Origin of the sequence: Marinobacter sp. G11 (assembly GCF_021282325.1) — a bacterium.
Taxonomy (GTDB): Bacteria; Pseudomonadota; Gammaproteobacteria; order Pseudomonadales; family Oleiphilaceae; genus Marinobacter; species Marinobacter vinifirmus.
The window spans coordinates 1-21,907 of sequence record NZ_JAJSPB010000041.1; the positions used below are offsets into that span (position 1 = coordinate 1).

17 protein-coding genes and 1 pseudogene are annotated in these 21,907 nt (G+C 57.0%); 3 read left to right on the forward strand and 15 right to left on the reverse strand.

Annotated features, from left to right (window positions below; all coding sequences use genetic code 11):
* Positions 1–216 precede the first annotated feature (216 nt).
* The 3 genes from LWH94_RS17575 to LWH94_RS17585 all read right to left on the reverse strand — a co-directional run bounded on the left by LWH94_RS17575 (position 217) and on the right by LWH94_RS17585 (position 3,775).
* Positions 217–1,260 (reverse strand): proline racemase family protein, encoded by a 1,044-nt coding sequence (locus LWH94_RS17575; protein WP_232903090.1) that lies wholly within the window; start codon positions 1,258–1,260, stop codon positions 217–219.
* Complete coding sequence (locus LWH94_RS17580) at positions 1,257–2,408, reverse strand: zinc-binding dehydrogenase (RefSeq protein ID WP_232903091.1); 1,152 nt, start codon at positions 2,406–2,408, stop codon at positions 1,257–1,259. Before LWH94_RS17580 ends, LWH94_RS17575 begins: the two co-directional genes overlap by 4 nt.
* Positions 2,409–2,671: 263 nt before the next feature.
* Complete coding sequence (locus tag LWH94_RS17585) at positions 2,672–3,775, reverse strand: AI-2E family transporter (protein ID WP_232903092.1); 1,104 nt, start codon at positions 3,773–3,775, stop codon at positions 2,672–2,674.
* A gap of 174 nt (positions 3,776–3,949) precedes the next feature.
* Here LWH94_RS17585 and LWH94_RS17590 point away from each other — a divergent pair, with 174 nt between their 5' ends.
* Entirely contained in the window at positions 3,950–4,321 is a 372-nt protein-coding gene (locus LWH94_RS17590) for a thiol-disulfide oxidoreductase DCC family protein (RefSeq protein ID WP_232903093.1), read from the forward strand.
* A gap of 24 nt (positions 4,322–4,345) precedes the next feature.
* On the opposite strand, the gene LWH94_RS17595 is transcribed toward LWH94_RS17590, so the two are convergent.
* The 9 genes and pseudogenes from LWH94_RS17595 to LWH94_RS17635 form a co-directional block, all read right to left on the reverse strand.
* Entirely contained in the window at positions 4,346–5,044 is a 699-nt protein-coding gene (locus LWH94_RS17595) for a DUF3592 domain-containing protein (RefSeq protein ID WP_232903094.1), read from the reverse strand.
* Between the two features lie 33 nt (positions 5,045–5,077).
* Entirely contained in the window at positions 5,078–6,016 is a 939-nt protein-coding gene (locus LWH94_RS17600; protein ID WP_232903095.1) for a formylglycine-generating enzyme family protein, read from the reverse strand.
* 13 nt (positions 6,017–6,029) lie between these two features.
* The gene (locus LWH94_RS17605; RefSeq protein WP_232903096.1) at positions 6,030–8,147 is read right to left on the reverse strand and encodes a LysM peptidoglycan-binding domain-containing protein; all 2,118 of its coding nucleotides are present in this window, start codon (positions 8,145–8,147) and stop codon (positions 6,030–6,032) included.
* Between the two features lie 167 nt (positions 8,148–8,314).
* Positions 8,315–8,941, reverse strand: coding sequence for a DUF4123 domain-containing protein (locus tag LWH94_RS17610; protein WP_232903097.1), 627 nt, complete (start codon positions 8,939–8,941; stop codon positions 8,315–8,317).
* The gene (locus LWH94_RS17615; RefSeq protein ID WP_232903098.1) at positions 8,938–11,058 is read right to left on the reverse strand and encodes a type VI secretion system Vgr family protein; all 2,121 of its coding nucleotides are present in this window, start codon (positions 11,056–11,058) and stop codon (positions 8,938–8,940) included. Before LWH94_RS17615 ends, LWH94_RS17610 begins: the two co-directional genes overlap by 4 nt.
* Before the next feature lie 112 nt (positions 11,059–11,170).
* A pseudogene (locus LWH94_RS19685) lies at positions 11,171–11,359 on the reverse strand (DUF4172 domain-containing protein); the annotation flags it as partial.
* Positions 11,360–11,530: 171 nt separating this feature from the next.
* Complete coding sequence (locus LWH94_RS17625; RefSeq protein ID WP_232903099.1) at positions 11,531–13,276, reverse strand: alpha-amylase family glycosyl hydrolase; 1,746 nt, start codon at positions 13,274–13,276, stop codon at positions 11,531–11,533.
* The gene (locus tag LWH94_RS17630; protein ID WP_094626104.1) at positions 13,273–14,496 is read right to left on the reverse strand and encodes a glycosyl transferase; all 1,224 of its coding nucleotides are present in this window, start codon (positions 14,494–14,496) and stop codon (positions 13,273–13,275) included. Before LWH94_RS17630 ends, LWH94_RS17625 begins: the two co-directional genes overlap by 4 nt.
* Positions 14,497–14,508: 12 nt before the next feature.
* Complete coding sequence (locus LWH94_RS17635; protein WP_232903100.1) at positions 14,509–15,312, reverse strand: HAD-IIB family hydrolase; 804 nt, start codon at positions 15,310–15,312, stop codon at positions 14,509–14,511.
* Positions 15,313–15,427: 115 nt separating this feature from the next.
* Here LWH94_RS17635 and LWH94_RS17640 point away from each other — a divergent pair, with 115 nt between their 5' ends.
* A complete protein-coding gene (locus LWH94_RS17640; protein WP_232903101.1) occupies positions 15,428–16,882 on the forward strand; it encodes a protein adenylyltransferase SelO in 1,455 nt (484 codons plus the stop codon).
* Between the two features lie 108 nt (positions 16,883–16,990).
* On the opposite strand, the gene LWH94_RS17645 is transcribed toward LWH94_RS17640, so the two are convergent.
* Together LWH94_RS17645 and LWH94_RS17650 are read right to left on the reverse strand one after the other, a co-directional pair.
* The gene (locus LWH94_RS17645; RefSeq protein WP_232903102.1) at positions 16,991–18,298 is read right to left on the reverse strand and encodes an AmpG family muropeptide MFS transporter; all 1,308 of its coding nucleotides are present in this window, start codon (positions 18,296–18,298) and stop codon (positions 16,991–16,993) included.
* Positions 18,299–18,376: 78 nt separating this feature from the next.
* Positions 18,377–18,859 (reverse strand): YajQ family cyclic di-GMP-binding protein, encoded by a 483-nt coding sequence (locus LWH94_RS17650; RefSeq protein ID WP_022989470.1) that lies wholly within the window; start codon positions 18,857–18,859, stop codon positions 18,377–18,379.
* Positions 18,860–18,995: 136 nt separating this feature from the next.
* Here LWH94_RS17650 and LWH94_RS17655 point away from each other — a divergent pair, with 136 nt between their 5' ends.
* Entirely contained in the window at positions 18,996–19,967 is a 972-nt protein-coding gene (locus LWH94_RS17655; protein ID WP_232903103.1) for a response regulator, read from the forward strand.
* 326 nt (positions 19,968–20,293) lie between these two features.
* Here LWH94_RS17655 and LWH94_RS17660 read toward each other — a convergent pair whose 3' ends face one another.
* Positions 20,294–21,505, reverse strand: coding sequence for an argininosuccinate synthase (locus tag LWH94_RS17660; protein WP_232903104.1), 1,212 nt, complete (start codon positions 21,503–21,505; stop codon positions 20,294–20,296).
* Positions 21,506–21,907: the final 402 nt, after the last annotated feature.

Consider the following 21,907-nt stretch of genomic DNA (forward strand, 5'->3'; position numbering starts at 1 on the left):
CTTGGGTTCCTATCCGTTAAGTTGTGGGGGCGGGCTGGGAGGTGGGGTGTGTTTTTCTTCTGGAAAAAACAACTCGCTTCGCTCAGACATCTTTTTTCCTGCCAGAAAAACACACCCCACCTCCCGCCGGCTTAACTTTATGGGAACCTCTCCCCCTCTCCCACTGGCTTTACTTCGTTCGCCTCCATGGCTTGTGTGCGGTATAGGTTCTGCAGGTTAAGGCACATCTTCTGATTTGAGGATGTGAGTCAGGCCGTTGCAATCCACCATGGGGTCGTCGCAGTTCACTACGATGTCGGACTTTGCGATGACGTAGGCTTTGCCGGTTATGTTGTTTTTGACCACCTGGTATTTCCCTGCCTTTTCCACTTCGGTGAATTCTCCGATGAAGCCGGTTTCCCTCAGGGATATGGTTTCGAGTTTGTCGCCGGGTTTGATTTGGCCCTCGTGGTTCATTAACGCCAGTCTTGCGGAGGTTCCGGTGCCGGTGGTGCTTCGGCAGATGACGCCGGGGTGGACGTAGGTTGCTGAGCGGCAGCGGTAGTAGCCTTCGGCTATTTGTTCTACCGGGCCCATGAAGTGGAGGAACGGGAGGGGGCCTACGTCGCCCAGGGTGTAGTGGGAGAAGCCTCTTTCGGCCTGGATGGCTTCGACGATGGCGTGGGCGGTTTGGGCTAGTTGGCGTTCTTCGTCCAGGGTGAGGTCGAAGCCGAGGGATTTGGCGTCTACCAGGGCGTAGAAGCCGCCGCTGTAGGCGACGCTGTAGTTGACCTTGCCGATGCCGGGTACGTTGATGCTGGTGTTGTGGGTGTGGATGTAGCTGGGCAGGCCTTCGCAGGTGATGGCTTCTACTACACCGTTGTGTACGGTGGCTTCTATGTTTACCAGGCCGGCGGGGGATTCGAGTTTGAAGTGTTGTTTGCCTTCCTGTTTCCGGACTATGCCGGTTTCCAGAACTGCCGTTGCCGTGCAGATGGTGTTGGAGCCGGAGTAGATGGGGTAGCCCATGACTTCCATGATGATGTAACCGGCGGCGGCTTCGGGGTTGGTGGCGGGCACCATCAGGTCTACGGACATTTCGGGGATGCCGTAAGGCTCTTCCAGCAGCAACCGCCGCAGGCCGTCGGCGTCGTCGCGCAGGTATTCCATCTGGGCCCTTACCGTATTTCCCGGCAAGTCGATGATGCCACCAGTAACGATGCGGCTGACGTCACCGCCGGCGTGGGTATCCATCAATTGAATGGTGAGTTCAGGTTTCATCCGCCCGCCCCCACGGCAAAGGGTTGGCCGTGTACCTGCCACTGGGCATCCGGCACGATCACGATCTTGCCCAGGTAGTTGCTGCCACGGTTCACGAAATACTCTTCGGCTTTGTGCAGGTCAGACAGTTTGAACGCGCCGTGCAGGACGGGTTTCAGCTGGCCATCGCGTATCCAGGTCATCAGCTGGTTGGCTTCTTCGCGGGTGCCGTGAGACACGCCGAAGATCTGCACCTGGTACAGGTAGATTCGGGTCCACAGGATTTCGCTGATGTTGCCACCACTGGCGCCGGCGATGCTCAGGCGCGGGTAGGTGCTGCGGGCGTTCATGTCGAAGATCATGGCGTCGATGAACTTGTCGGTCATCTCGCCGCCTACCAGGTCCATCACTGCGTCCAGGGGTTTGCCATCCGTTTCTGCCTTCACCCGGTCGACGAAGGTGTCCATGTTGCTGCGATCCAGCACCGCTTCGGCGCCAAGATCGAGAAGAGCTTGGGCCTTGTCTTGTTGACTCAGTGCGTAGGGAATGGCACCGATAATCCGGCAGAGCTGGATCAGGGCCGTGCCCACACCGCCACTCGCGCCGGTAACCAGCACCCGCTCGCCCGTCTGCACGTTGGCAGAGGTGAGCATGTGGTAGGCGGTCTGGTAGGAGCACATGCCCATGGCCGCCAGCTCGGCATCCGCCAGTTCCCGATTCGGGATATGGTGAAACTGGTCAGACGGCAGGGCCACGTATTCGGCATAGCCGCCATCGGCGCCATGGCCGTAGTAATCCGGCGTAAGATTGATGTCGGTGCGGTCGTTGGCGTAGATGTTGAAGTCCAGCAGGCCCCGCTCGCCGATACGTTGTTCGCTGACGCCCTCACCCAATGCGACTACTCGGCCTACGATATCTGCGCCTTGTATGCGCGGGAAGGTCAGCGTGGGTTTGCCGCCCATCTGGAATGAGGTCATTTCGCCCTTTTTGGTGGGGTACAGGCCTTCACGGGCTTTGCGGTCGGTGTTGTTCTTGGCGGTGGCGGTTACTTGGACCAGAACCTGGCCTGCTGCTGGTCTGGGCACCGGAACATCCTGGTATTCAAGCTTTTCCAGGCCGCCATGGCCGGTGAGGACCATGGCTTTCATGGTGGGCGGGATGTCGGGCATTGAATTCTTCCTGCTGTGGTGAATTCTTTGATTCACTGAGCATAGGAAAGATCTGGCTTTGTGTCAGGGGATTTGCCTTGGGTCCCTATCCGTTTGGTTTGGGGGCGGGCTGGGAGGTGGGGGGTGTTTTTCTTCTGGAAAAAATAACTCGCTTCGCTCAGACATTTTTTTTCCTGCCAGAAAAACTCCCCCCACCTCCCGCCGGCTTCACCTGAGTGGGAAAGAAACACCGTTCCTGGCTGAGCAGTTGTGTTTGAGACGGCTTATCGAGCAATTACTCTGTACACCGGACGTAGTCTCGGGATTTGTTTTAGGATCACTTGAATTACGGTCATCAGGGGGACGGCCAGCAGTACGCCTACCGGGCCCCAGAGCCAGCCCCAGAAGAAGATGGATACGAAGATGATGACGGGGTTGATGGCCATGCGGAATCCGTGGATCCAGGGTTCCAGGAAGAAGCCGACGATGGTGGTGAGCAGGATGAAGCTTATCGGTGCCAGTGCCATCATCCAGACGGTGTCCAGGGTTAGTGCCGACACTAGCGCCAGTAGCGCGATGGTGAGCATGTTGCCGAGATAGGGAATAAACCGGGCAAGGCCGGCGATCAGGCCCCATACGGCCGGGTCTGGCAGGCCGATGGCCCAGCAGGTGAGCCCGGTGATCAGGCCTACAGACAGGTTGCTCAGGCCCAGCACGGCCAGGTACTGGGCGATCTGGTGTTGGGAGTCGTGGGTAATCCTCAGTACGGTTTTGCGGTGGGATCTGGGGATTTGCCGCACGAAGTTGCGGATCAACCTGTCGCCGCTGACCAGCAGAAAGTAAGTCAGCGCCAACGCCAGCGCCAGACCGGCCAGGCCATTGCGGGCTTTTGTCATCAGCTGGCTGCGCCAGGAATCGGTCTGCAGCACCACGGTTGTCGGTTTTTCACTACCGTCCTCAGACGACAGACCCTCTACCGACTTCTCCACCTGTTCCGCAGAACGGGTGACTTTGTCCAGTTGCCGCATAATCTCACTATCGCCCACCAACAGGCGCGACAAACCTTGCGGGGCGCGCTCAGCCCATTCCAGCGCCGGTGCGGTTACCGCAACCCCCAAACCGACAATACCCGCCAGCACCACAAGCACCAGTACAAGCGAGCTCACCACCCGCGGAACATGCCATTTCAACCTGGCTTTTTTCACCAGGGGCGACAACAACAAGCTGGTGAGCACGGCGAGAATGATCGGCAGAACAATCTGGTGGGCCAGGTACAGGGTGTACAGAATCCCCAGCGTGAACAGGCCGTAGATGGGAGTGGACAACTCGGCAAGCGCTGACGCTTTTTTGTCTTCCGGAGCGGTCTGGTCGGGCTTCTGGTCTTCCATGTGCAAGTCTGGCCTGGTGAGTGTTTACACAGAAGCCTGCGCTTCCGCAAAGACACCAGTGTAGCGTTTCGAACAAGTGGCTGCATTATCAGGGCATTACAAACGCCACGGCGCTGAACCATCAGCCACGGGGCTCGTATAGTTATCAAACGCCACCGGATAACCAGAACCTGCATGAACCCAAAATACGACACCCTGTTTTACGACGGCAGCTGCCCGCTGTGCGCGAAGGAAATCCGAACCCTGCGCAGAGTGCAGCGTGGGCAACTCATCTTCGCAGACATTCACGAGCAACCGGAAGGCAGCCCCCAGCTGCCACCCCATGAAGACCTCCTCCGCCGCCTACATTTGATGACCTGGACCGGCGAATGGGTAACCGGGCTGCACGCCAACGTGCGGGCCTGGAGCCATACGCCGTTTGGGTGGCTGTTCAAACCGCTGTTGTGGCCGGTGATCTATCCCATTGCCAAGCGGGTTTATGAGGGCTGGGCTGACCGGCGGTATGAGCGGAAGTATGTTTGTGCTTTGGGGGTAAAGAAAACATAGCTTCCGCGTGCAGCCTGATGCCTCTTAACCCGCCAGCTTTGGAAGAAAAGACGTATCAACCCAGTAGCGTTTCAGGTTGCTCTCATCCACCAGCACGGGCACCGTGTCCCGTTCGATGTGGTTACTGGGATCAAACCACAGGTTACCACTTCGAAACACGTGTAAGTCACCGGTTTGGGGATGCTGCCACTGACAGACGATTCGGAACGGGTTACGGCCGTTAACCGTGAGGCTTGTGTTCTGCTCGACCGATGAAAATTTCGCGAGTACTTCGGTGCCATGCTTTGCAAGATAAGCTTTTGATCGCCCCCTCAGAACACCGAATAGCACCACCCCAGCGCCAACAAGTGTAAACACCAGGCCGAGCCCTCCAGCTATCAACGACATTCCCCACAACGAAAAGAAACTGTTGATCTGTGCGTTCTCCGGTACCGAAGGCTCATAAAGCACGGAAACCCGTTCCCCTCGTTTGAAGGATGGAGGGTTTGAGCCAGATCGGGATTGAAATTCAATCTGTCGGCCACTGGCATCCTGAAACGCAACAATCGGATAGTAGCTGGTGGAATCACTGGAGCGGGAGACCGCTAGTTCAGTCACTATCCCGCGGGTTTCTGTAGCCCGTTCAATAAAGGCCGAGGTACTGCTATAGCTGGCGAAGGCACCAAACAGCATGGCTGCGCCGATGAGTGTGAAAGTGTACTTAAGAATTTTAAGGGTTTTCATTGTTTCGCTCCTTGAAAACATTGAGTTGGGTAATTAATTGATAGGTTTGGAGTGATTAACGACGCAGCGGAAGCCCATACCTGAAGAATTCACGGATCGACCACCCCGCGCGAAAACAGTCCCACCACCTCCAAACCAATCCCCACGGCCGCCCCAATCTCGCACCGTTTTGATGGACTCTCCCTGACTGGAGGGTGCTTCTGGGCCCCGCGGATTATCATACGGAGCATATCTATAGTAATCTTCTTGAAACCAATCCTGCGTCCATTCCGCTACGTTTCCAGTCATGTCGTAAAGGCCAAGCGGATTTGGTGGGTAGCTTCCAACTGGTCGGCGTTCGAACTTCAGCGAAGAGTGCATCAGGGTGTTACCAGAAGGAGGTATCGAAGGGTCAACATACTCTTTCGGGCGGCGCAGGTAGGGGTCCCTCTCGACATCCCCAGTATCGGTGGCGTAGGGCACCCCCCTCCCCCGGCTTCGAGCCGCATATTCCCACTGAGCTTCCGTAGGCAGAGCAAAAGGCAGCCCGGTACGCTCTGCCAGCCAAGCGCAATATCCCTCAGCCTCTCCGTAGTTTGGTACTTGGGCAGGCTTCCGGTAATAGTTAGGTGACAGCGGTTCATCCGAGACTAACACGTACTTTTTGAGCGTAAATTCCTCCGCGTACAGGTGACGTCGATTGAGCTCTTCGTAGTACACCGCCATCTCGCCCCAAGTCGTCTCGTATCGAGAGATGGAGTAACTATCGACTCTAACTTTAACTACAGGACGGCTATGATCAGTCAGAGTCACGTAAGGGCTACCGTCAGGCTTCCCAATATCTCCAAGAACAAACTCTCCGCCTTCCACAAACACCTGATTGTCTTTTGCCTGTTCCAGAACAAGAGCAACGGTATCATCCTCGCCGCAGCCAGAAATAAACGCTTGCACCAATACCAAACAAGCTACTTTCAGTGGATCAACACGCGACATCTATCAAAGCCTCCTAAGCTATCCCGCATATTCGACAGGCATTAAATGGGTCCATTTGCACTGGTCTACCCGCGATTGCGACTTTACTCCTCAGCTCATAAATGAATAACCTCTGATCGGCTTCACCTTTTCCAACGAACTCAAACAGGCGATCAAGGTTCTCTTGAAAATCCTCCCGATTGGCAACGCCCTCAGGATTCATCCGAAATACCGTTTCTTCGAAATCACGCCAACTCTGAAACGATGCAAGAATCTCACTCACCGCTCGAATCTTTATATCGTTACTACTCCAAATGCCCGGGGTGACCCACCAATCGTAGATAATATTATCCAGGACTATGCCTTTAACTTCCGGAGGGGAATGCAAGAAAACGGCGTTCTCTTCTAGAGCAAGATCACTGACAATATTTTGAGCAAGCTCTGCTCCCAACCGCTCACGATTCCGTCCAACGAATACATCTTCTACAAACTCAGCCAGCCCGGCCACCAAGCTCGTTGAAAACTCATGAGCTGCCGCAACAGCAGTAACTCCACGCGCCAATGCAAACAAACTCATTCGTTTATACCAACCGAACGCTTCCGAATCAGGATCAAATAACTCCAAATACCTGAAGTCCACATCAAGCAATGCGTTATATATAAAATGCAGCATTCGCATGATTTTCTGGGCTTCTATTTCCAAAAGAAAACTTCCTGAGGGTCCGACGCCCAAAACGAGCCCTGCGTGGGCATTGCAATAAAACTTTCCTGTGGTTTCACTGAAGTGCAACCGAATATTAAGCTCCGCTCCCGCACCAAACGCAGCCTCGACCTTCTTCCCGATACTGCAGAGCTTATCCCACTCTCGCGCTTCAGTTAGAACATCTCTCCAGCGCAGTTCACCCGCAACTTCACACCCGCCGCGGATACCCGCAAATGCGCCTCCCTCTATTTCTGCTTTCTGTCCGTTCTGCCTGGCAGCAATCCCCTTTATCGTTGGAAAACCATCGGTAGTAGATACATGAACATTACCGGCAACAAGCGCCGAGGCACCGGCAAATCCCGAAAGCGACGCCATAATGGCGGCCTGAAAATACCCCAGCGAAGCAATTCTCCGCTCGCCATCCCAGCCGCCCATCCGGTAAGGGATCTGGATTTCCGACCGATTATTCACAGGAAACGCCTGCTCAATACCCACTTTGCCTTGTGCCAGAGCAAACTGGCCTTCTAGCTTCGCTTGAAAGTGAACCCTGCCTTTTTTCGGATCAAACTCACCAGAAGCACTTCCCCCCGCGGCAAATCGCATGAACTGAGCCTCAGCCGACGCATCAAAGCCAGTTTCGTCGATCGCTTTTTGTCTTGCCTCGGCATCACCCCAGATCGACCAGGATGCTTCGTCGTAAAACTTGTTCAATGTCGTCATAAGGGCGCCATTCTGATCTGGCTCCCACAATGTTGCGTTGAACTTGATATTGAGCTCACTTCGAATGGCATCCTTCAGCTTTGCCGGGTCGACACCATTCTCGGTTAACCATCCATCACTCCGCGCCCGATCTCTTGCCGCTATGGAATAACGCCGCCAGTGATTTTTCATTTTGTCCGAACGCACATACGTTCTATGGGTGTTACCGGCAAGCCTTTTGATCTCGGTTATGGGCGGTATGCTCTGCATATCGTTAGTAAGAACGGAGCGAGCTTCCAGTTCTTCAATTAAGCGCTCTTTCTCTTCCTGAACTTCCGACAACAACTGGCCTTCACCATCCGTCGGACTCAATTCTGAATACTGGTCGCCGTCGTTGAGCTTATCCAACTTTTTATAAAACTCATTGATTGGACCACAAACGAATTTTTCTTCCTCAAGCCACTCGGAGAGCTCCTCTTTCGTCAACAGGATCAACTCATCAGAACCCGTGACATGGACAACTTCCACAATTTCTTCTGCACATGGTGGTTCCTGGGCAACCTGTCCGACCTCGCAGTGGGAGAAATCCGCATCGTTGGCGGCGGGCAGTTTTAGCCTCTGCCCGGGGAAAATCCGGTCGGGATTGTCGATATCCGGATTCAGTCTCAGAAGGCTGCTTAAGGTAGTTTGGTGCCGCTGTGCAATTGCACTAAGCGTGTCGCCGGACTTGACCGTGTACTCGGAACTCATGAGGCAACTCCATATGCCAAACGTTTATCCACTTCACTCAAGCGCATACCTGCTGGCATTTCAGAACTGGACAAAATAGCCTGAAATTCCGGATGCTCAATGCGCTCTCCGTGCACTACAGCCAGCTCTGCAAACCGGCTTACTTCTTTTTCTGTACGGAACCCAAATCAGCTGGCCTGCTGAATCAGTGCGTTCAGCCTGGACGCATCGTTCAGGGAAAGGTATTGGGCCAACCGGGTCATGAACTCATCTTTGGCCATAGCGGCCAGGGCCTCAATATGGTGATCAGCAAGAACAAACCAGCCTTCCTCAGAAGCCTGCCTGGCTGGTCTCTGGCCATCTGCACTGAATCGCCGCCATTGACCATCAGCTTGGAAAGCCAGCCAATCTGTTATCGGGCCACTGAATTGGTCTCGCTCCGGATCACTGAACGCTCCCATCAACCTGACCAGCTGCTTTGGAGAATAGAACCTGAGATAGGAGTAGCCACCATCAGACAACTTAACGCTCAACAGGCTTCGTAAATGATTGGCCAATACGGGCAGGATCTCGTCTGCCATCAGGACAACGGCATGGTCTTGCCACATTGGCTTCTCTGACCATATTCGTGATGATGGCGAAGGCTTTACAAGGCAGGGACTCACCTCGATGACCGACTCATGGGGCGTGCCAAGGTAAAGGTATTCTAGTTCCGGCTGATCATCGTATTCATAGATGAATCTGGGAGCATCAAATACTGCGCCATCAATCAGTAGCCATGCTCGCTCAATGGTCTTCTCATCCAGCCCCATCATGCAACGTCTCCTTCACATGCACAGGCTTCCATGGCACAAGAACCATCCGGTTGGCGGCCACATTGCTTCACAAGAGCAACATCCTTTTTAGCTGCAGACTTCAACGCAGGCACCGAGGCTGCAGAAGGCCCTGCTGTTGCTCTGGCGCCGGTTTCCGCCATTTGCACAGGGTCATTGTTAGCCGTTAATTCGTTCAAACGGCCAGGCAACGACGGCCCCTTCACTCCAACCCCACTACCACTCCCAGCCCCACCCCCGGAGTTCATCCGCACCAAAGGCCCAGACACCGTCACCCCGCTCGGGTCCACCTTCACAAAACTACCACCCGCTTTAAGTGTCACTTCGGCACCAGCCTCAATCACAATTTTCATACCGGCCTTGTGGTGAATCTCCGTACCGGCTTCCACCAGCTGGTTCTTGCCCTGCTTGCTGTGGTGGCTTCCGTTAACGGTGAGGCTGTAGTCGGCGCCGATGCTTTCCCGTCGTTCGCCTTCGGTGGTGTGGTGGCTATTGCCTTTGGTGTGGCTGAAGCGGTTGTTTTCCACCGTCAGGTGGCTGTCGTTCTTGATGACTTCGGTGCGGTTGTGTTCGGTGAGCAGGTCCAGGTCTTTCTGGGCGTGGACGTAGATCTGTTCCTGGTCCGCTTCGTCTTCAAATCTGAGTTCGTTGCTGCCCTCGCCCTTGTGGGTTTTGGTTTTCAGGGTGGTGCGGGTTTTGTGTTCCGGCAGCGCGTACGGCGGTGTGTTGGTGGCGTGATAGGTTCTTCCGGTGATGATGGGCTGGTCCGGGTCACCGTCCAGGAAGCTGACTATCACTTCGTGGCCGATTCTGGGCAGGGCCATAAAGCCGTATTGGCCGCCGGCCCAGCCCTGGGCCACGCGCAGCCAGGCGCTGCTGTGTTCATCGTTCTTGGAATAACGGTCCCACGGGAATCGTACTTTCACCCGGCCGTACTGGTCGCAGTGGATTTCTTCCCCTTCCGGGCCGGTGACGAGGGCCATCTGGGGGCCGTCCATCACGGGTTTGTGATTACACAGGGGGCGCCAGGTTTTGTCGGCCGGGATAGCACTGAAGGTGTTGTGGTAGCTGGTGGGTTCGCTGCCACCCTCTTCTTCCAGGGCCTGGGGCTGTTTGCCGGTGTGGGTGATGGCGGTGATCAGCCATTCCCGGTTCAGGCTCTGGCTGTCGTGGTCCTGCAGTTCCACTTTAGCACCGGGGGTGAAGTCCGGTCGGTTGCTTTTGCCCTTGGCGAGGGAAGCGTCGTTTCTCAGGGCGTCCAGTCTGGCCTGGGTGAACGGTTGGCCACTGGCATCGTCCTTGTAGCGACCGGGGTAGTCGTAGTGTTGATAGTCTTCCCGGTGATTCATACCGCCAGCGCTGTGTTCGTGCATCAGGGCGTAGGCCGGATTCTTGAAGGTGTAGTCCTTCGTGGCTACGGAGGAAGCACGCACCCGCTCTTCGTAGGCAAAGCTGAACACGCAGGCTTGTTGGGTGCTGCCGCCGGCCTGGGTGTTGCAGGGCACAGGGTCCAGTTTCGGGGCGTCGCCGTGGTGGTCGGCGATGATTAACGCCGGTTGCTCTTCGCCATCCACGCTGCCGTGCTGGTAACGGTAGTGCCAGCCTTCTTCGGCGGCCAGTCGTTCAATGAACTGCAGGTCGCTTTCCCGGTGCTGAACGCAGTATTCCCGTTCGGCCGGCGGGCGCTTCAGATCAAACACCGAATCCACAATGCCCCGCTCTTCGAGCAGGGTGCGCACGATGGCGTCGGTGGTCTGGGTCTGGAAGATGCGGCTGTTGTGCATCAGGCCCAGGCGCCATAACGGCGGCTGGATGACCACTTCATAGCGGGTGCGACGGTGGCCGGTGTTGCCACGAACAAACTCATTCACCACGCCGGTGAAACGGCGCAACGGTTGCCCATCCTGCCAAACCACCAGGTCTACCGGTTGTTCCAGAATGTCGGCAGCGGCCACGTCTGGGTCAGTACTGGCCAGCTCTAACCGGCCATGAAACAAGGAAGACAGCTGTTCGGTCAGCGCGAAGCCAACTACCGAAAAGTGATCAGAGGGGAATTCGCCTACACGGGCGGTGAACTGCAATCCGCTTGCCTGGGGCATAACTTCGGTCCCTGAAGTTTAATTGGTTATAACAAACTCATCCTGAGCTGCGCCGATTATAACCACCCGTCACGGCATTACAAACAACCCGGTCACAAACCGGCTTGGTCAATCAGTCACTGTGCAGCAACAAGGCATAGCGGGTACTGCGTCCGCCCCCGGCTAACTGAAAAATACAACCTTTCTCCACTAAGTCCGTCAAATCCCGCGTAGCCGTCGCCTTGCTGACCTTAGCCAGAGACTGGTACTTCCGGGCATTGATGCCTTCCCCAAATTCCTCGCCGGCAGAATCAAGCAACCGAGGAGCGCAGAGCACCCTCACCCCACGTGAAACGCGGCCAGTCTTGTTCTTGTCAGATATACATGAGCCGAAAAAACCTGCCTATTCGGATCAGAACCTGAGCCGATTACAACCCATATTCGGCTCAGCGGCTACCTCAGCCACTGCGGGTCAGACCCGCAGTACATTTCGTCATGCCAAATGTATCGGGGGTCTGACCCCCAGCCAGAGGCATTGGTAGGGTTTCAGGGTAATCGTGCCGCTGAGGTCTTCGATGGGCTGGTCTGAGAGCAGGTCTGTCCATTGGTCTGTGCTGATCAGGTTGATGTCGCTGAGGGCCACTTGTTGCACTTCGGCGCTGATGTTGTGGATGCAGAAGATGGATTGTTCCCGGCGCAGGCTCTGGCGCCAGAAGCCGAACAGTTGCAGGCCCAAGTGCAGGGTGAACTGGGTGGCGTTGGGGTGGAAGGCGGGCTGGGCCCGGCGGATGGCAATCAGGCGTTTGAGTTCCCTGTACACCTTGCTGTGATGGCTGAGAGGATCGGCCAGCGTTGCTTCCAGGCTGTCCAGCTTCCACTGGCTACGGTTGATGGAACGCAGCCGGCCGGTATGTTCCACACGGTCGAGGTCGTTGCCGGTGGCCAGCAGACTGTGAATATAGAAAGCCGGAATACCTTCCAGCGCCAGCATGATGGTGTGGGCACACAGAAAGCGCTGCAGCTGCCAGTGGTCTGCTCCACCCTCGGCCGTGCCTTTCAGGGCATCCCACAGCGCAATGTTCATTTCATAGGGCTGATCCCGGCCATCGGCCGTGCGCCGGTAAGACACCTTGCCCCCGAAAGATTCCAGGGTATTGATCAGCCTCTGTTTCTCGTCTTCGTCCAGCAGCCCGTCGGTGGGGCGCATCCCTATGCCGTCATGGGAGGCAATAAAGTTCAGGTAGGTGGTGCCCATCTGCGCCGGCGGCATGCCCATCAGCCAGGTTTTCAAATGGCGGCAATTACCGGTCACCAGGGTGTTGATCAGCAGGGGCGGCAATGAAAAGTTATAGATGGCATGGGCTTCGTTGGCGTTGCCGAAGTAGGTCAGGTTCTCCCGATTGGGCACATTGGTTTCGGTGATCACCACGGTGTCTGGCGTGTGATGCTCAATCAGCAGCCGCAGAATCTTGATCAGCTCGTGGGTCTGCTGCAGGTGAATACAGGGCGTGCCCGGCTCTTTCCAGAGAAAGGCCACCGCATCCAGCCGGAAAATCTTCACGCCCCGCTCCAGGTAATAACGAATGATACCGGCGAATTCGATCAGCACCTCCGGGTTGGCGAAATTCAGGTCCACCTGGTCTTCGCTGAAGGTACACCACACATAGCGCTCGCCGTCCTCGGTCTGCACCGGATTCAGCAAGGGCGAGGTGCGGGGCCGCACCACCTGGCTCAGGTCATCTTTGGGGTTGGCTTCAACAAAATAATCCTTGCCCGGCCCCACCCGCTTGCGAAAGTTCTCGAACCAGCGGCTGCGGGCCGACATGTGGTTGATCACCAGGTCCGCCATCAGTTTGTAATCCCGGGCGATGGCTTCGATATCTTCCCAGCTGCCGTGGGATTCGTTCACCGCCAGGTAATCCATCACCGCAAAGCCATCGTCTGAGCTGTAGGGGAAGAACGGCAGAATGTGCACGGCCGTCACCGACTCCCGCAGGCAGTCGTCCAGAAACCGCTTCAGGGTCACCAGCGGTTTTTCATCCGGGCGCTGTACCGTGTCGGCGTAGGTGATCAGCACCACATCCGCCTGGCTCCAGTTGTTCTGGTGCGCGGGCGGCGGCTCGGCCTCCGGGTCCAGGCCCATGGCATCCAGCAACTGATCCGACAGAAACTCGCAATCCAGCGCCGGATAAACCACCTCCAGCATCGCCACCAGCCGGCTTTCCAGTGACTGGCTCATGGCCGAAACTCCTCGTTGTCCAGCTCCACCGCCTCCAGCAGCTGCTCGCGAATATCCGGAATGGCACTGGTCACCCGGTTCCAGCTGGGGATAAACGGCGTATCCATGGGGTTATCCAGAAAGTACGCCCCGGCGCGCATCACGTTCTGGGCGAACAGTTCCACCGCCTTTTCTTCTTTGTGGCGGTCAAAACTCAGGCCATTGATCATGGCGTCGTTCTGGTAGGTCTCGACAAAATCCAGGGCGATGCGGAAATAGCTCGCTTTGAGGGTACGGAATTTCTCGTTGGAGAAGATCTCGCCATTGGTCGCCAGCTTGCGGAACAGCGCCTTGGCGATGTCCATGCTCATCTTCGACAGGCCCCGGCTGGCGTCTTCCGGCGACAATTCCTGGTGCTTGTGGTCATACACATCCGCCACATCCACCTGGCACAGCCGGTTGGTGGCGTAGTTGCGCTTCATTTCCGACAACACGCCGATTTCCAGGCCCCAGTCGCTGGGGATGCGCAGGTCATTGATCACATCGGTGCGGAAAGAGAACTCACCCGCCAGCGGGTAGCGGTAGCTGTCCAGGTAATCCAGGAAATCGTTAGGCCCGCAGACTTTCTTCAGGGCGCGGATCAGCGGCGTCACCAGCAGCCGGCTGACCCGGCCATTCATCTTGCTGTCCGCCACCCGGGCGTAATAGCCCTTGCAGAACATGTAGTTGAAGCCCGGGTTAGCAACCGGGTAGATCAGCCGCGCGAGCAGGTCCCGGGAATAGGTCAGAATATCGCAATCGTGCAGCGCGACAGACTCGCTCACGCCGGAAGCCAGCACATAGCCGAAGCAGTACCACACGTTCCGGCCCTTGCCCATTTCTGTCGGCGCCAGGTTTTGCTCCCGCAGCTTCAAATCCAGCGCCCGCAGCCTCGGGCCGTCGTTCCACAACACCTTGAACGGTTGCGGCAGGTCCGAAAAGTATTCCAAGGCATGTCGGTACTGGTCCTCATTGGCCCGGTCCAGGCCGATCACCACCTCGTCCAGGTACGGCACCCGGGTGAGCTCCTGCACAATATTCTGCAGCGCCGGGCCTTCGAGTTCCGAATACAGGGATGGCAGCACCAGCGACATCGGCCGCTCTTTGCGAAAGCGCATCAGGTCTGCCTCGATGTCCTCCACCGGTCGGCGCACAAGGTTATGCAGGGTGGTAACAATGCCGTTCTGGTAAAAGTCGCCCATGGCGGCTCTCCTTTACTGGTAACCGTACTCCAGAAGCAGGTTGAGTACGCAGGCGTTCCAGCCCTCGGGGCCGGGTCTCAGGGAGCGCATGGCGTGCCGGGTGGGCGAAAACTGCAGCTGTTCACTGTTCGCCCCGCTTATCACCACCGGGATATCTGCCTCCTCCAGCATGCGCTGGTCGTTCGGGCTGTCGCCCAGGGCGATGGTGATTAACGGCTCATTGCCGAAACACTCCTGGTAACGACTCAGCAAGAACCGGGCCCCCTCCGCCTTATCGAAGGTTCCCATGACATGCCAGAAGCGCCCGCCCTGCACCAGTCGCAAACCTGCAAGCTCAAGCGCCGCGCGGAATTGCGCCAGTTCGGCGTCGGTTCCATCCCACAGCAAAGGCTCGGTAGCCAGGCGCTGTTTTGCCCGGGCTGCCTCGCCTTCTTTCAGCCCCGTCAGCAGCGCCAGCTCACTCGCCGACAGGTCAGAAAAGCTCCGGAATCGTGCACCGGCCTCCCGCTGCACCAAAAGTGTGCGCATCAGCTCGTTATGGGGAACACCAAAATGCACCACCTCGTCGTGCGGATTGTTCAGACATCCCGCTGGAATCACCACCGCGGCCCCGTTCTCGGCAATAAACGGCGCCCGCAGGCCCATCGCCCGCTGCAACTCCCGCATCTCCGCCGCTGTCTTGCTGGAATTCAGCACCAGCGGAATCCCGTTAGCCGCCAGCCGCTCCATCGCCGGCAATGCCGCCCGCCAGCTATAGCTGTGGTGGTCCAGCAAAGTGCCATCCAGATCGGTAAAAACCACCAGCTGTGGTTGCATTCGCCACCTCCACTCTGCACTCTGAGGGGGTCAGACCCCCGATACATTTCATGGCACCAAATGTACTGGGGGTCTGACCGCGTTTTAGAGACCGATTCAAAAACCAGGCCAATCCATGACCAACGAAACCTTCAAAGTTGAACACCGCTACCTGGACCTGCCGGACAGCTTCTACAGCCGGGTGAAGCCCACGCCGCTTTCGCAGCCAAAGATGGTGTACTTTAACCACAAGCTTGCGGCGCAGCTGGGGTTTCATGTTCAGGATGAGCAGGACTGGGCGCAGATCGGCGCGGGGGCGGAATTGCTGGAAGGGATGGACCCGGTGGCCATGAAGTACACCGGCCATCAGTTCGGCATGTACAACCCGGAGCTTGGGGATGGCCGGGGGTTATTGCTGTGGGAAACTGTGGCGCCGGATGGCACGCGGTGGGACTGGCACCTGAAAGGCGCGGGCACCACGCCCTATTCGCGTTTTGGCGATGGCCGGGCGGTGTTGCGCTCCACCATCCGGGAATACCTGTGTTCGGAAGCCATGCATGGGCTGGGCATTCCAACCACCCGGGCGCTGTTTATGATCAGCGCCAAAGACCCGGTCCGGCGTGAATCCATCGAAACCGCCGCCGCCCTGATGCGCGTCGCCAAAAGCCATATCCGCTTTGGCCACTTCGAATTCGCCGCTTACCACGAAGGCCCGGAGGCGGTGAAAACCCTGCTGGAGCAGGTAATCTCACTGCACTTCCCGCACCTGATTGAACTGCCGGAACCGCAGCGCCACGCCCGCTGGTTCACCGAAGTGGTGGAACGCACCGCCCGGCTGATTGCCGACTGGCAGGCCGTCGGCTTCTGCCATGGCGTGATGAACAGCGACAACATGTCCATCATCGGCGACACCTTCGACTACGGCCCCTACGCCTTCCTGGACGATTTCGACGCCGGCTTCGTCTGCAACCACTCCGACCACGAAGGCCGCTACGCCTACAACCGCCAGCCCCAGATCGGCTTCACCAACTGCCATTACCTGGCCAACGCCCTGCTGCCGATTATGGAAGAAGACACCGTGCGCGAATGCCTCGGCAGCTATGAAACCGCTTACAACCAGCGTTTCAAACACAACATGCAGGCCAAGCTCGGGCTGGAAGAAACCGACGACGCAGACATGGCCCTGATCATGGACACCTTCAGCATGCTGCACGAACACCGGGTAGACTACACCCGCTTCTTCCGCGGCATCTCCAACCTGCACCGCCACGGCAACGCCCCGGTGCGGGACCTGTTTGCAGACAGAAGCGTGGCAGACGAATGGCTGGAACGCTACGAAGCCCGCCTGCAAAAAGAAACCCGCGCCCACGACGAACGGGAATACGCCATGCGCCAGGTAAACCCCAAATACATCCTGCGCAACTACCTGGCCCAGCAAGTCATCATGGAAGCCCAGAACGGCAACTACGCGCCCATGAAAGAGCTACTCAAAGTGCTGGAAACCCCCTTCGACGAACAACCCCAGTTCGAACACTACGCCGCCCTACCCCCAGACTGGGGCAAACACCTGAACATCAGCTGCTCATCGTAAGGTGTCAGAGCCACTCGCGCAGGATCGCGCAGGGGTCAGACCCGCTCGCGTCTTTGGGCCTTAGGGCCGCGAGAGGGTCTGACCCCGTTGCCTAAGCCCACTCCCAAATCAACCCTTAACCGGAGCCAACGCATCCAACCTAGCCCCATGCCGCATAATATAAAGCACCAACAAAATAGCCGGCACCCCCATCACCCCAGCCACCAGGAAGAACTGCGCATACCCAAAATCCGCCACCACAATCCCCGAAAACCCACCTAAAAACTTACCGGGCAACGTCATCAGCGAACTGAACAACGCATACTGGGTCGCCGTAAACGAAGCACTGGTCATGCTCGACAACCAGGCAATCAGCGCCACGTTAGCAATCCCACCACTCAGGTTATCGGCACTCACCACCAGGGCCAGCAACTTGATATCCGGCGGGTACTGGGCCAGCACCACAAACAGCAGGTTGGTGGCAGCGGTCATGATGGCCCCGGCCAGCAGAATCCGGCGCACGCCGTAGCGCACCACCAGCACCCCGCCCACCATCGAGCCGAGAATGGTCATAAAGAAGCCGAACACCTTGGTCACATCGGCCACCTGGGTTTTGCTGAACCCCATAAAATCCAGATAGAAAGGGTTGGCCATCACACCCATGGCAATGTCTGAAATGCGGTACACGGCCACCAGCACCAGAATCATAATGGCCAGTTCTTTATAGCGGCGGAAGAAGTCCACAAAGGGCCCGGCCACGGCGGCGTAGAACCAGCCCGCCAGCTTCGCCAGTCGGGGCGGAAGGTGCCCACGGCGTGCAGCCTCTTCCTGAACTTTCTCAGCAATGTCTTCGGCCGCAGCAAAATGGTTCACCTCAGGCTCCCGGGCCACCAGCACCGTCAGCACACCCACACCCACCAGCGCCGCCATCACCTGGTAAGACACCTGCCAGGACCAGAACTCCGCCAGGTACAAAGCCCCGGCACCCGCCACCAGCAACGCCAGCCGGTAGCCGAAGATATAGGTCGCCGCCAGCGCCGCCTGCAGCCGCTCTTCGGCGATTTCAATACGGTAGGCATCAATAGCCACATCCTGCGTGGCCGAGGAGAACGCCACCAGCAACCCGCACAGGGCGAGGGTTTCCGGGGCAGAAAGGGGGTCCACCGCCGCCATCAGGTACAGGCCGGTGGCAATGCCCGCCTGGGCCAGCAAAATCCAGCTCCGGCGCTTGCCGAACAACCGGTTCAGCACCGGCAGCTTCAGCCGGTCAACCACCGGGGCCCAAAACACTTTTATGGAGTAGGTAATGCCCAGCCAGCTGAAAAAGCCGATGGTCGCGGTTTCCACCCCTACATCCGCCAGCCGCGCATTCAGGGTGGAAAACACCAGCAAAAACGGCAGACCCGCTGAAAACCCCAGAAACAGCATGGCGATCACCTGCCAGCGGGTGTAGGTGTACAGGGCGTCTTTCAGCAGGGCAAGGCGGGTGCCGGGTACGATAGTGAAATCTCCGGATCAGTCGCGGAAGTTATTGAATTGCAGCGGGATATCCAGTTCCGCTTCGCGCAGCATGGCAATGGCTTCCTGCAGGTCGTCCCGCTTCTTGCCGGTTACCCGCACCTTGTCACCCTGAATACTGGCCTGCACCTTCATCTTCTGGTCTTTGATCATCTTCACGATCTTCTTGGCCATATCGGTTTCAATACCCTGCTTCAGGGCAAAGTGCTGCTTCACCAGCTTGCCGGCCTTGCTCTCGCCGTCTTCCGCCAGGGCACGGGCATCGATATTGCGTTTGGCAAAGGCCATCCGCAGCAGATCAATCAGCTGCTCCAGCTGGAATTCCTGCTCGGCGCTCACGGTAATCCGCTTGTCTTCCAGCTCAATATTCGCGTCTACATTCTTGAAGTCCCAACGGTTGCCCAGATCACGCTTGGCCTGGTCCACCGCGTTGGTTACTTCGTGCATTTCAATTTCGGAAACTATGTCAAAAGAAGGCATGGTCGTCATTCTCCAAAGGCCACCCAGAGTATACTGTGGCGAGATGATTAACAGCGGCTGCGCCGGAACCGCCAAAGCATACCAAGAGCCAAGGCGAACCGCACCCGACAATGGACTGGTAAGAAGTAGATAAACAATGCCAAACCTGGACCTTCCCATCCTCGTAGTAGACGACGCCAAATTCAGCAGTATGGTGGTTGGCCGCACCTTGCGAAATGCCGGTTACCGCGACATACGCATCGCCAACAACGCCCCGGCGGCCCTGAAACTGATGGAAGAACGCCCGGTGAGCGTCCTGATAGCCGACTGGCTGATGCCCGAAATGGACGGCCTGGAACTCACAGACCAGGTACGTCAGCTGGACGAGCAGACCAACCACTACACCTACGTGATCCTGCTGACAGCCAGGGAAAGCGTGGAAGCCCTCTCGGTAGCCTTCGACCGGGGCGTGGATGACTTCATCTACAAGTCCGACATGACCAAGCAGCTGATTCCCCGCATCTTCGCTGCAGACCGTATGGCAGACCGCCAGAACACCCTGCTGCGGGCCAACGCCTTACTGGTGGAGAACAACCGGGAGCTGGAATCCAGCAACATCATCGACATGGAAACCGGCCTGTGCAACGCCAGGTACGCCCGCCAGCGCCTGCAGAAAATCCTGCGCCATGCCGAATCCCGTGGCGGCGCCAGCGCCTACGTCATGTGCGGCATCCGTAACTGGCAAGACCTGAAGCGCAAGCACCCGCCCAGCGTGATGAGCGAACTGGCCATCGGCATCGCCCGCCGCCTGAACAGCCTGATCCGCCCCATCGACGCCCTGTGCCGCATTGGTGACAACCAGTTCGTGATTGTGTCTTACTTCCCGAATAGCGACCACTGCACACCCACCGCCTTCCGGCGCATCTTCGACGGCATCAACCACAAGGCCCTGAAAACCACCGCCGGCTACATTTCCGTAGAAGCCGGCATGGCCCTGTGCCGCGCCAGCGCTGAAGAAGGCACGCCGTCTGTACAGGATATGGAAAAAGCCTCAATACAAGGTCTGATAGATGCCTACGAAACCCGTCGCTTCGTGGAAATCACACCGGAAATACGGGAAGGCGTATAAGAACTACACACCGTAACACTGCGACACAGATCACAAACAGACAGAGAGAACGGAAGGCCTTAATCTAGCATCGTGGAATGAAGCAGTATCCACCCATGGCGGAGGAGCCGTGCAGTACCTCCGCCGCCGTATGGGTACTCTCCCACAGGATTAACGAATTTTTCAGGCACTTTCGTTCTTTCCGAAATATTTTTTAAGCCAGCTCCCATGAGCTGGCTTTTTTATTGGCATAAAAAAGGGGTCAGACCCAGGCCTGAAATGACAAGTCGAGACTTGTCATTTCAGGCCTGGGTCTGACCCCGATGCTAACCGGCTAACTCAATTACTTAGAGCTTACGCCCCTTACCAGCCGCAATCCGCAACCGCAGTGCATTCAGCTTGATAAAGCCTTCCGCATCCTTCTGATCGTACGCACCCTGATCTTCTTCAAAGGTGGCGATCTTCTCGTCGAACAGGGAGTCTTCAGACTTCCGGCCAACAACGTCTACGTTACCCTTGTACAGCTTCAGGCGAACAGTACCGTTGACGTATTCCTGGGTCTGGTCGATCAGCGCCTGCAAGGCTTCACGCTCCGGGGACCACCAGTAGCCGTTGTAGATCACCTCGGCGTAGCGCGGCATCAGGCTGTCTTTCAGGTGAGCCACTTCGCGGTCCAGGGTGATGGACTCGATGGCGCGGTGAGCGCGCAGCATGATGGTGCCGCCCGGTGTTTCATAGCAGCCGCGGGACTTCATGCCCACGTAGCGGTTCTCTACGATGTCCAGACGACCGATACCGTTCTCGCCGGCCAGCTTGTTCAGGGTTTCCAGCACCACATGCGGCTTCATTTCCTGACCATCAACGGCAACAATGTCACCCTTCTTGTAGGTCAGCTCAACGTAAGTCGGCTTCTCTGGAGCGGCCTCCGGAGACACACTCCAGCGCCACATCTCTTCCTCGGCTTCCGCCCAGGGATCTTCCAGGTTCATGCCTTCGTAGGAAATGTGCAGCAGGTTGGCGTCCATGGAATACGGGCTCTTGCCCTTCTTCATTTCCACCGGAATGTTGCGCTCTTCGCAATACTGCAGCAACTTCTCGCGGGAGTTCAGATCCCACTCACGCCAGGGAGCAATCACCTTCACGCCCGGCTTCAGCGCATAGGCGCCCAGCTCGAAACGCACCTGGTCGTTGCCCTTACCGGTCGCGCCGTGGGAAATGGCATCGGCGCCGGTTTCATTGGCAATATCGATCAGACGCTTGGCAATCAGCGGGCGGGCAATGGAGGTGCCCAGCAGGTACTCGCCCTCATAGATGGTATTGGCGCGGAACATCGGGAACACGTAATCGCGCACAAACTCTTCGCGCAAATCCTCGATGTAGATTTCCTTAACGCCCAGCGCTTCCGCCTTGGCACGCGCCGGCTCAACTTCCTCGCCCTGGCCGATGTCGGCGGTGAAGGTCACCACCTCGCAACCGTAGGTGTCTTGCAACCACCGAACAATAACGGAAGTATCCAGGCCACCGGAATAGGCCAGCACCACCTTTTTAATATCAGACATGCTTTGCTCCAGACTGAACAGAATGGATGTATTGAATAGAAGCGCCATATTGTACGGGATGGCCGTGGGAATGGCTATTCGACTGAAGGCTGCGGAGGGGGAAGACTGAAGACTTTTTTGCCACGGAATCCACGGAAGGACACGGAAAAATAAAAGACTTAAAGACTTTTTTGCCACGAAATCCACGAAAAAACACGAACAAAGATTACTGACTAGAACCTAAAACGTCTTCGTCTTTAATTTCGTGTTCTTTAGTGGATTTCGTGGCAAATCACTTTTCTTTTTTCCGTGTCCTTCCGAGATGGGATGGTCTCCTCCCCACTCCAAATCGGCGTCGCAATGCGCCAGGATAGAGGTTGCAGACACTATCCAAGAGTTAAGGAGGAGACCATGCATCAGAAT

Coding starts and splice junctions, on each gene's coding strand:
- LWH94_RS17575 (WP_232903090.1), bottom strand. CDS start 1,260: ATGAAACCTGAACTCACCATTCAATTGATGGATACCCACGCCGGCGGT.
- LWH94_RS17580 (WP_232903091.1), bottom strand. CDS start 2,408: ATGCCCGACATCCCGCCCACCATGAAAGCCATGGTCCTCACCGGCCAT.
- LWH94_RS17585 (WP_232903092.1), bottom strand. CDS start 3,775: ATGGAAGACCAGAAGCCCGACCAGACCGCTCCGGAAGACAAAAAAGCG.
- LWH94_RS17590 (WP_232903093.1), top strand. CDS start 3,950: ATGAACCCAAAATACGACACCCTGTTTTACGACGGCAGCTGCCCGCTG.
- LWH94_RS17595 (WP_232903094.1), bottom strand. CDS start 5,044: ATGAAAACCCTTAAAATTCTTAAGTACACTTTCACACTCATCGGCGCA.
- LWH94_RS17600 (WP_232903095.1), bottom strand. CDS start 6,016: ATGTCGCGTGTTGATCCACTGAAAGTAGCTTGTTTGGTATTGGTGCAA.
- LWH94_RS17605 (WP_232903096.1), bottom strand. CDS start 8,147: ATGAGTTCCGAGTACACGGTCAAGTCCGGCGACACGCTTAGTGCAATT.
- LWH94_RS17610 (WP_232903097.1), bottom strand. CDS start 8,941: ATGATGGGGCTGGATGAGAAGACCATTGAGCGAGCATGGCTACTGATT.
- LWH94_RS17615 (WP_232903098.1), bottom strand. CDS start 11,058: ATGCCCCAGGCAAGCGGATTGCAGTTCACCGCCCGTGTAGGCGAATTC.
- LWH94_RS17625 (WP_232903099.1), bottom strand. CDS start 13,276: ATGAGCCAGTCACTGGAAAGCCGGCTGGTGGCGATGCTGGAGGTGGTT.
- LWH94_RS17630 (WP_094626104.1), bottom strand. CDS start 14,496: ATGGGCGACTTTTACCAGAACGGCATTGTTACCACCCTGCATAACCTT.
- LWH94_RS17635 (WP_232903100.1), bottom strand. CDS start 15,312: ATGCAACCACAGCTGGTGGTTTTTACCGATCTGGATGGCACTTTGCTG.
- LWH94_RS17640 (WP_232903101.1), top strand. CDS start 15,428: ATGACCAACGAAACCTTCAAAGTTGAACACCGCTACCTGGACCTGCCG.
- LWH94_RS17650 (WP_022989470.1), bottom strand. CDS start 18,859: ATGCCTTCTTTTGACATAGTTTCCGAAATTGAAATGCACGAAGTAACC.
- LWH94_RS17655 (WP_232903103.1), top strand. CDS start 18,996: ATGCCAAACCTGGACCTTCCCATCCTCGTAGTAGACGACGCCAAATTC.
- LWH94_RS17660 (WP_232903104.1), bottom strand. CDS start 21,505: ATGTCTGATATTAAAAAGGTGGTGCTGGCCTATTCCGGTGGCCTGGAT.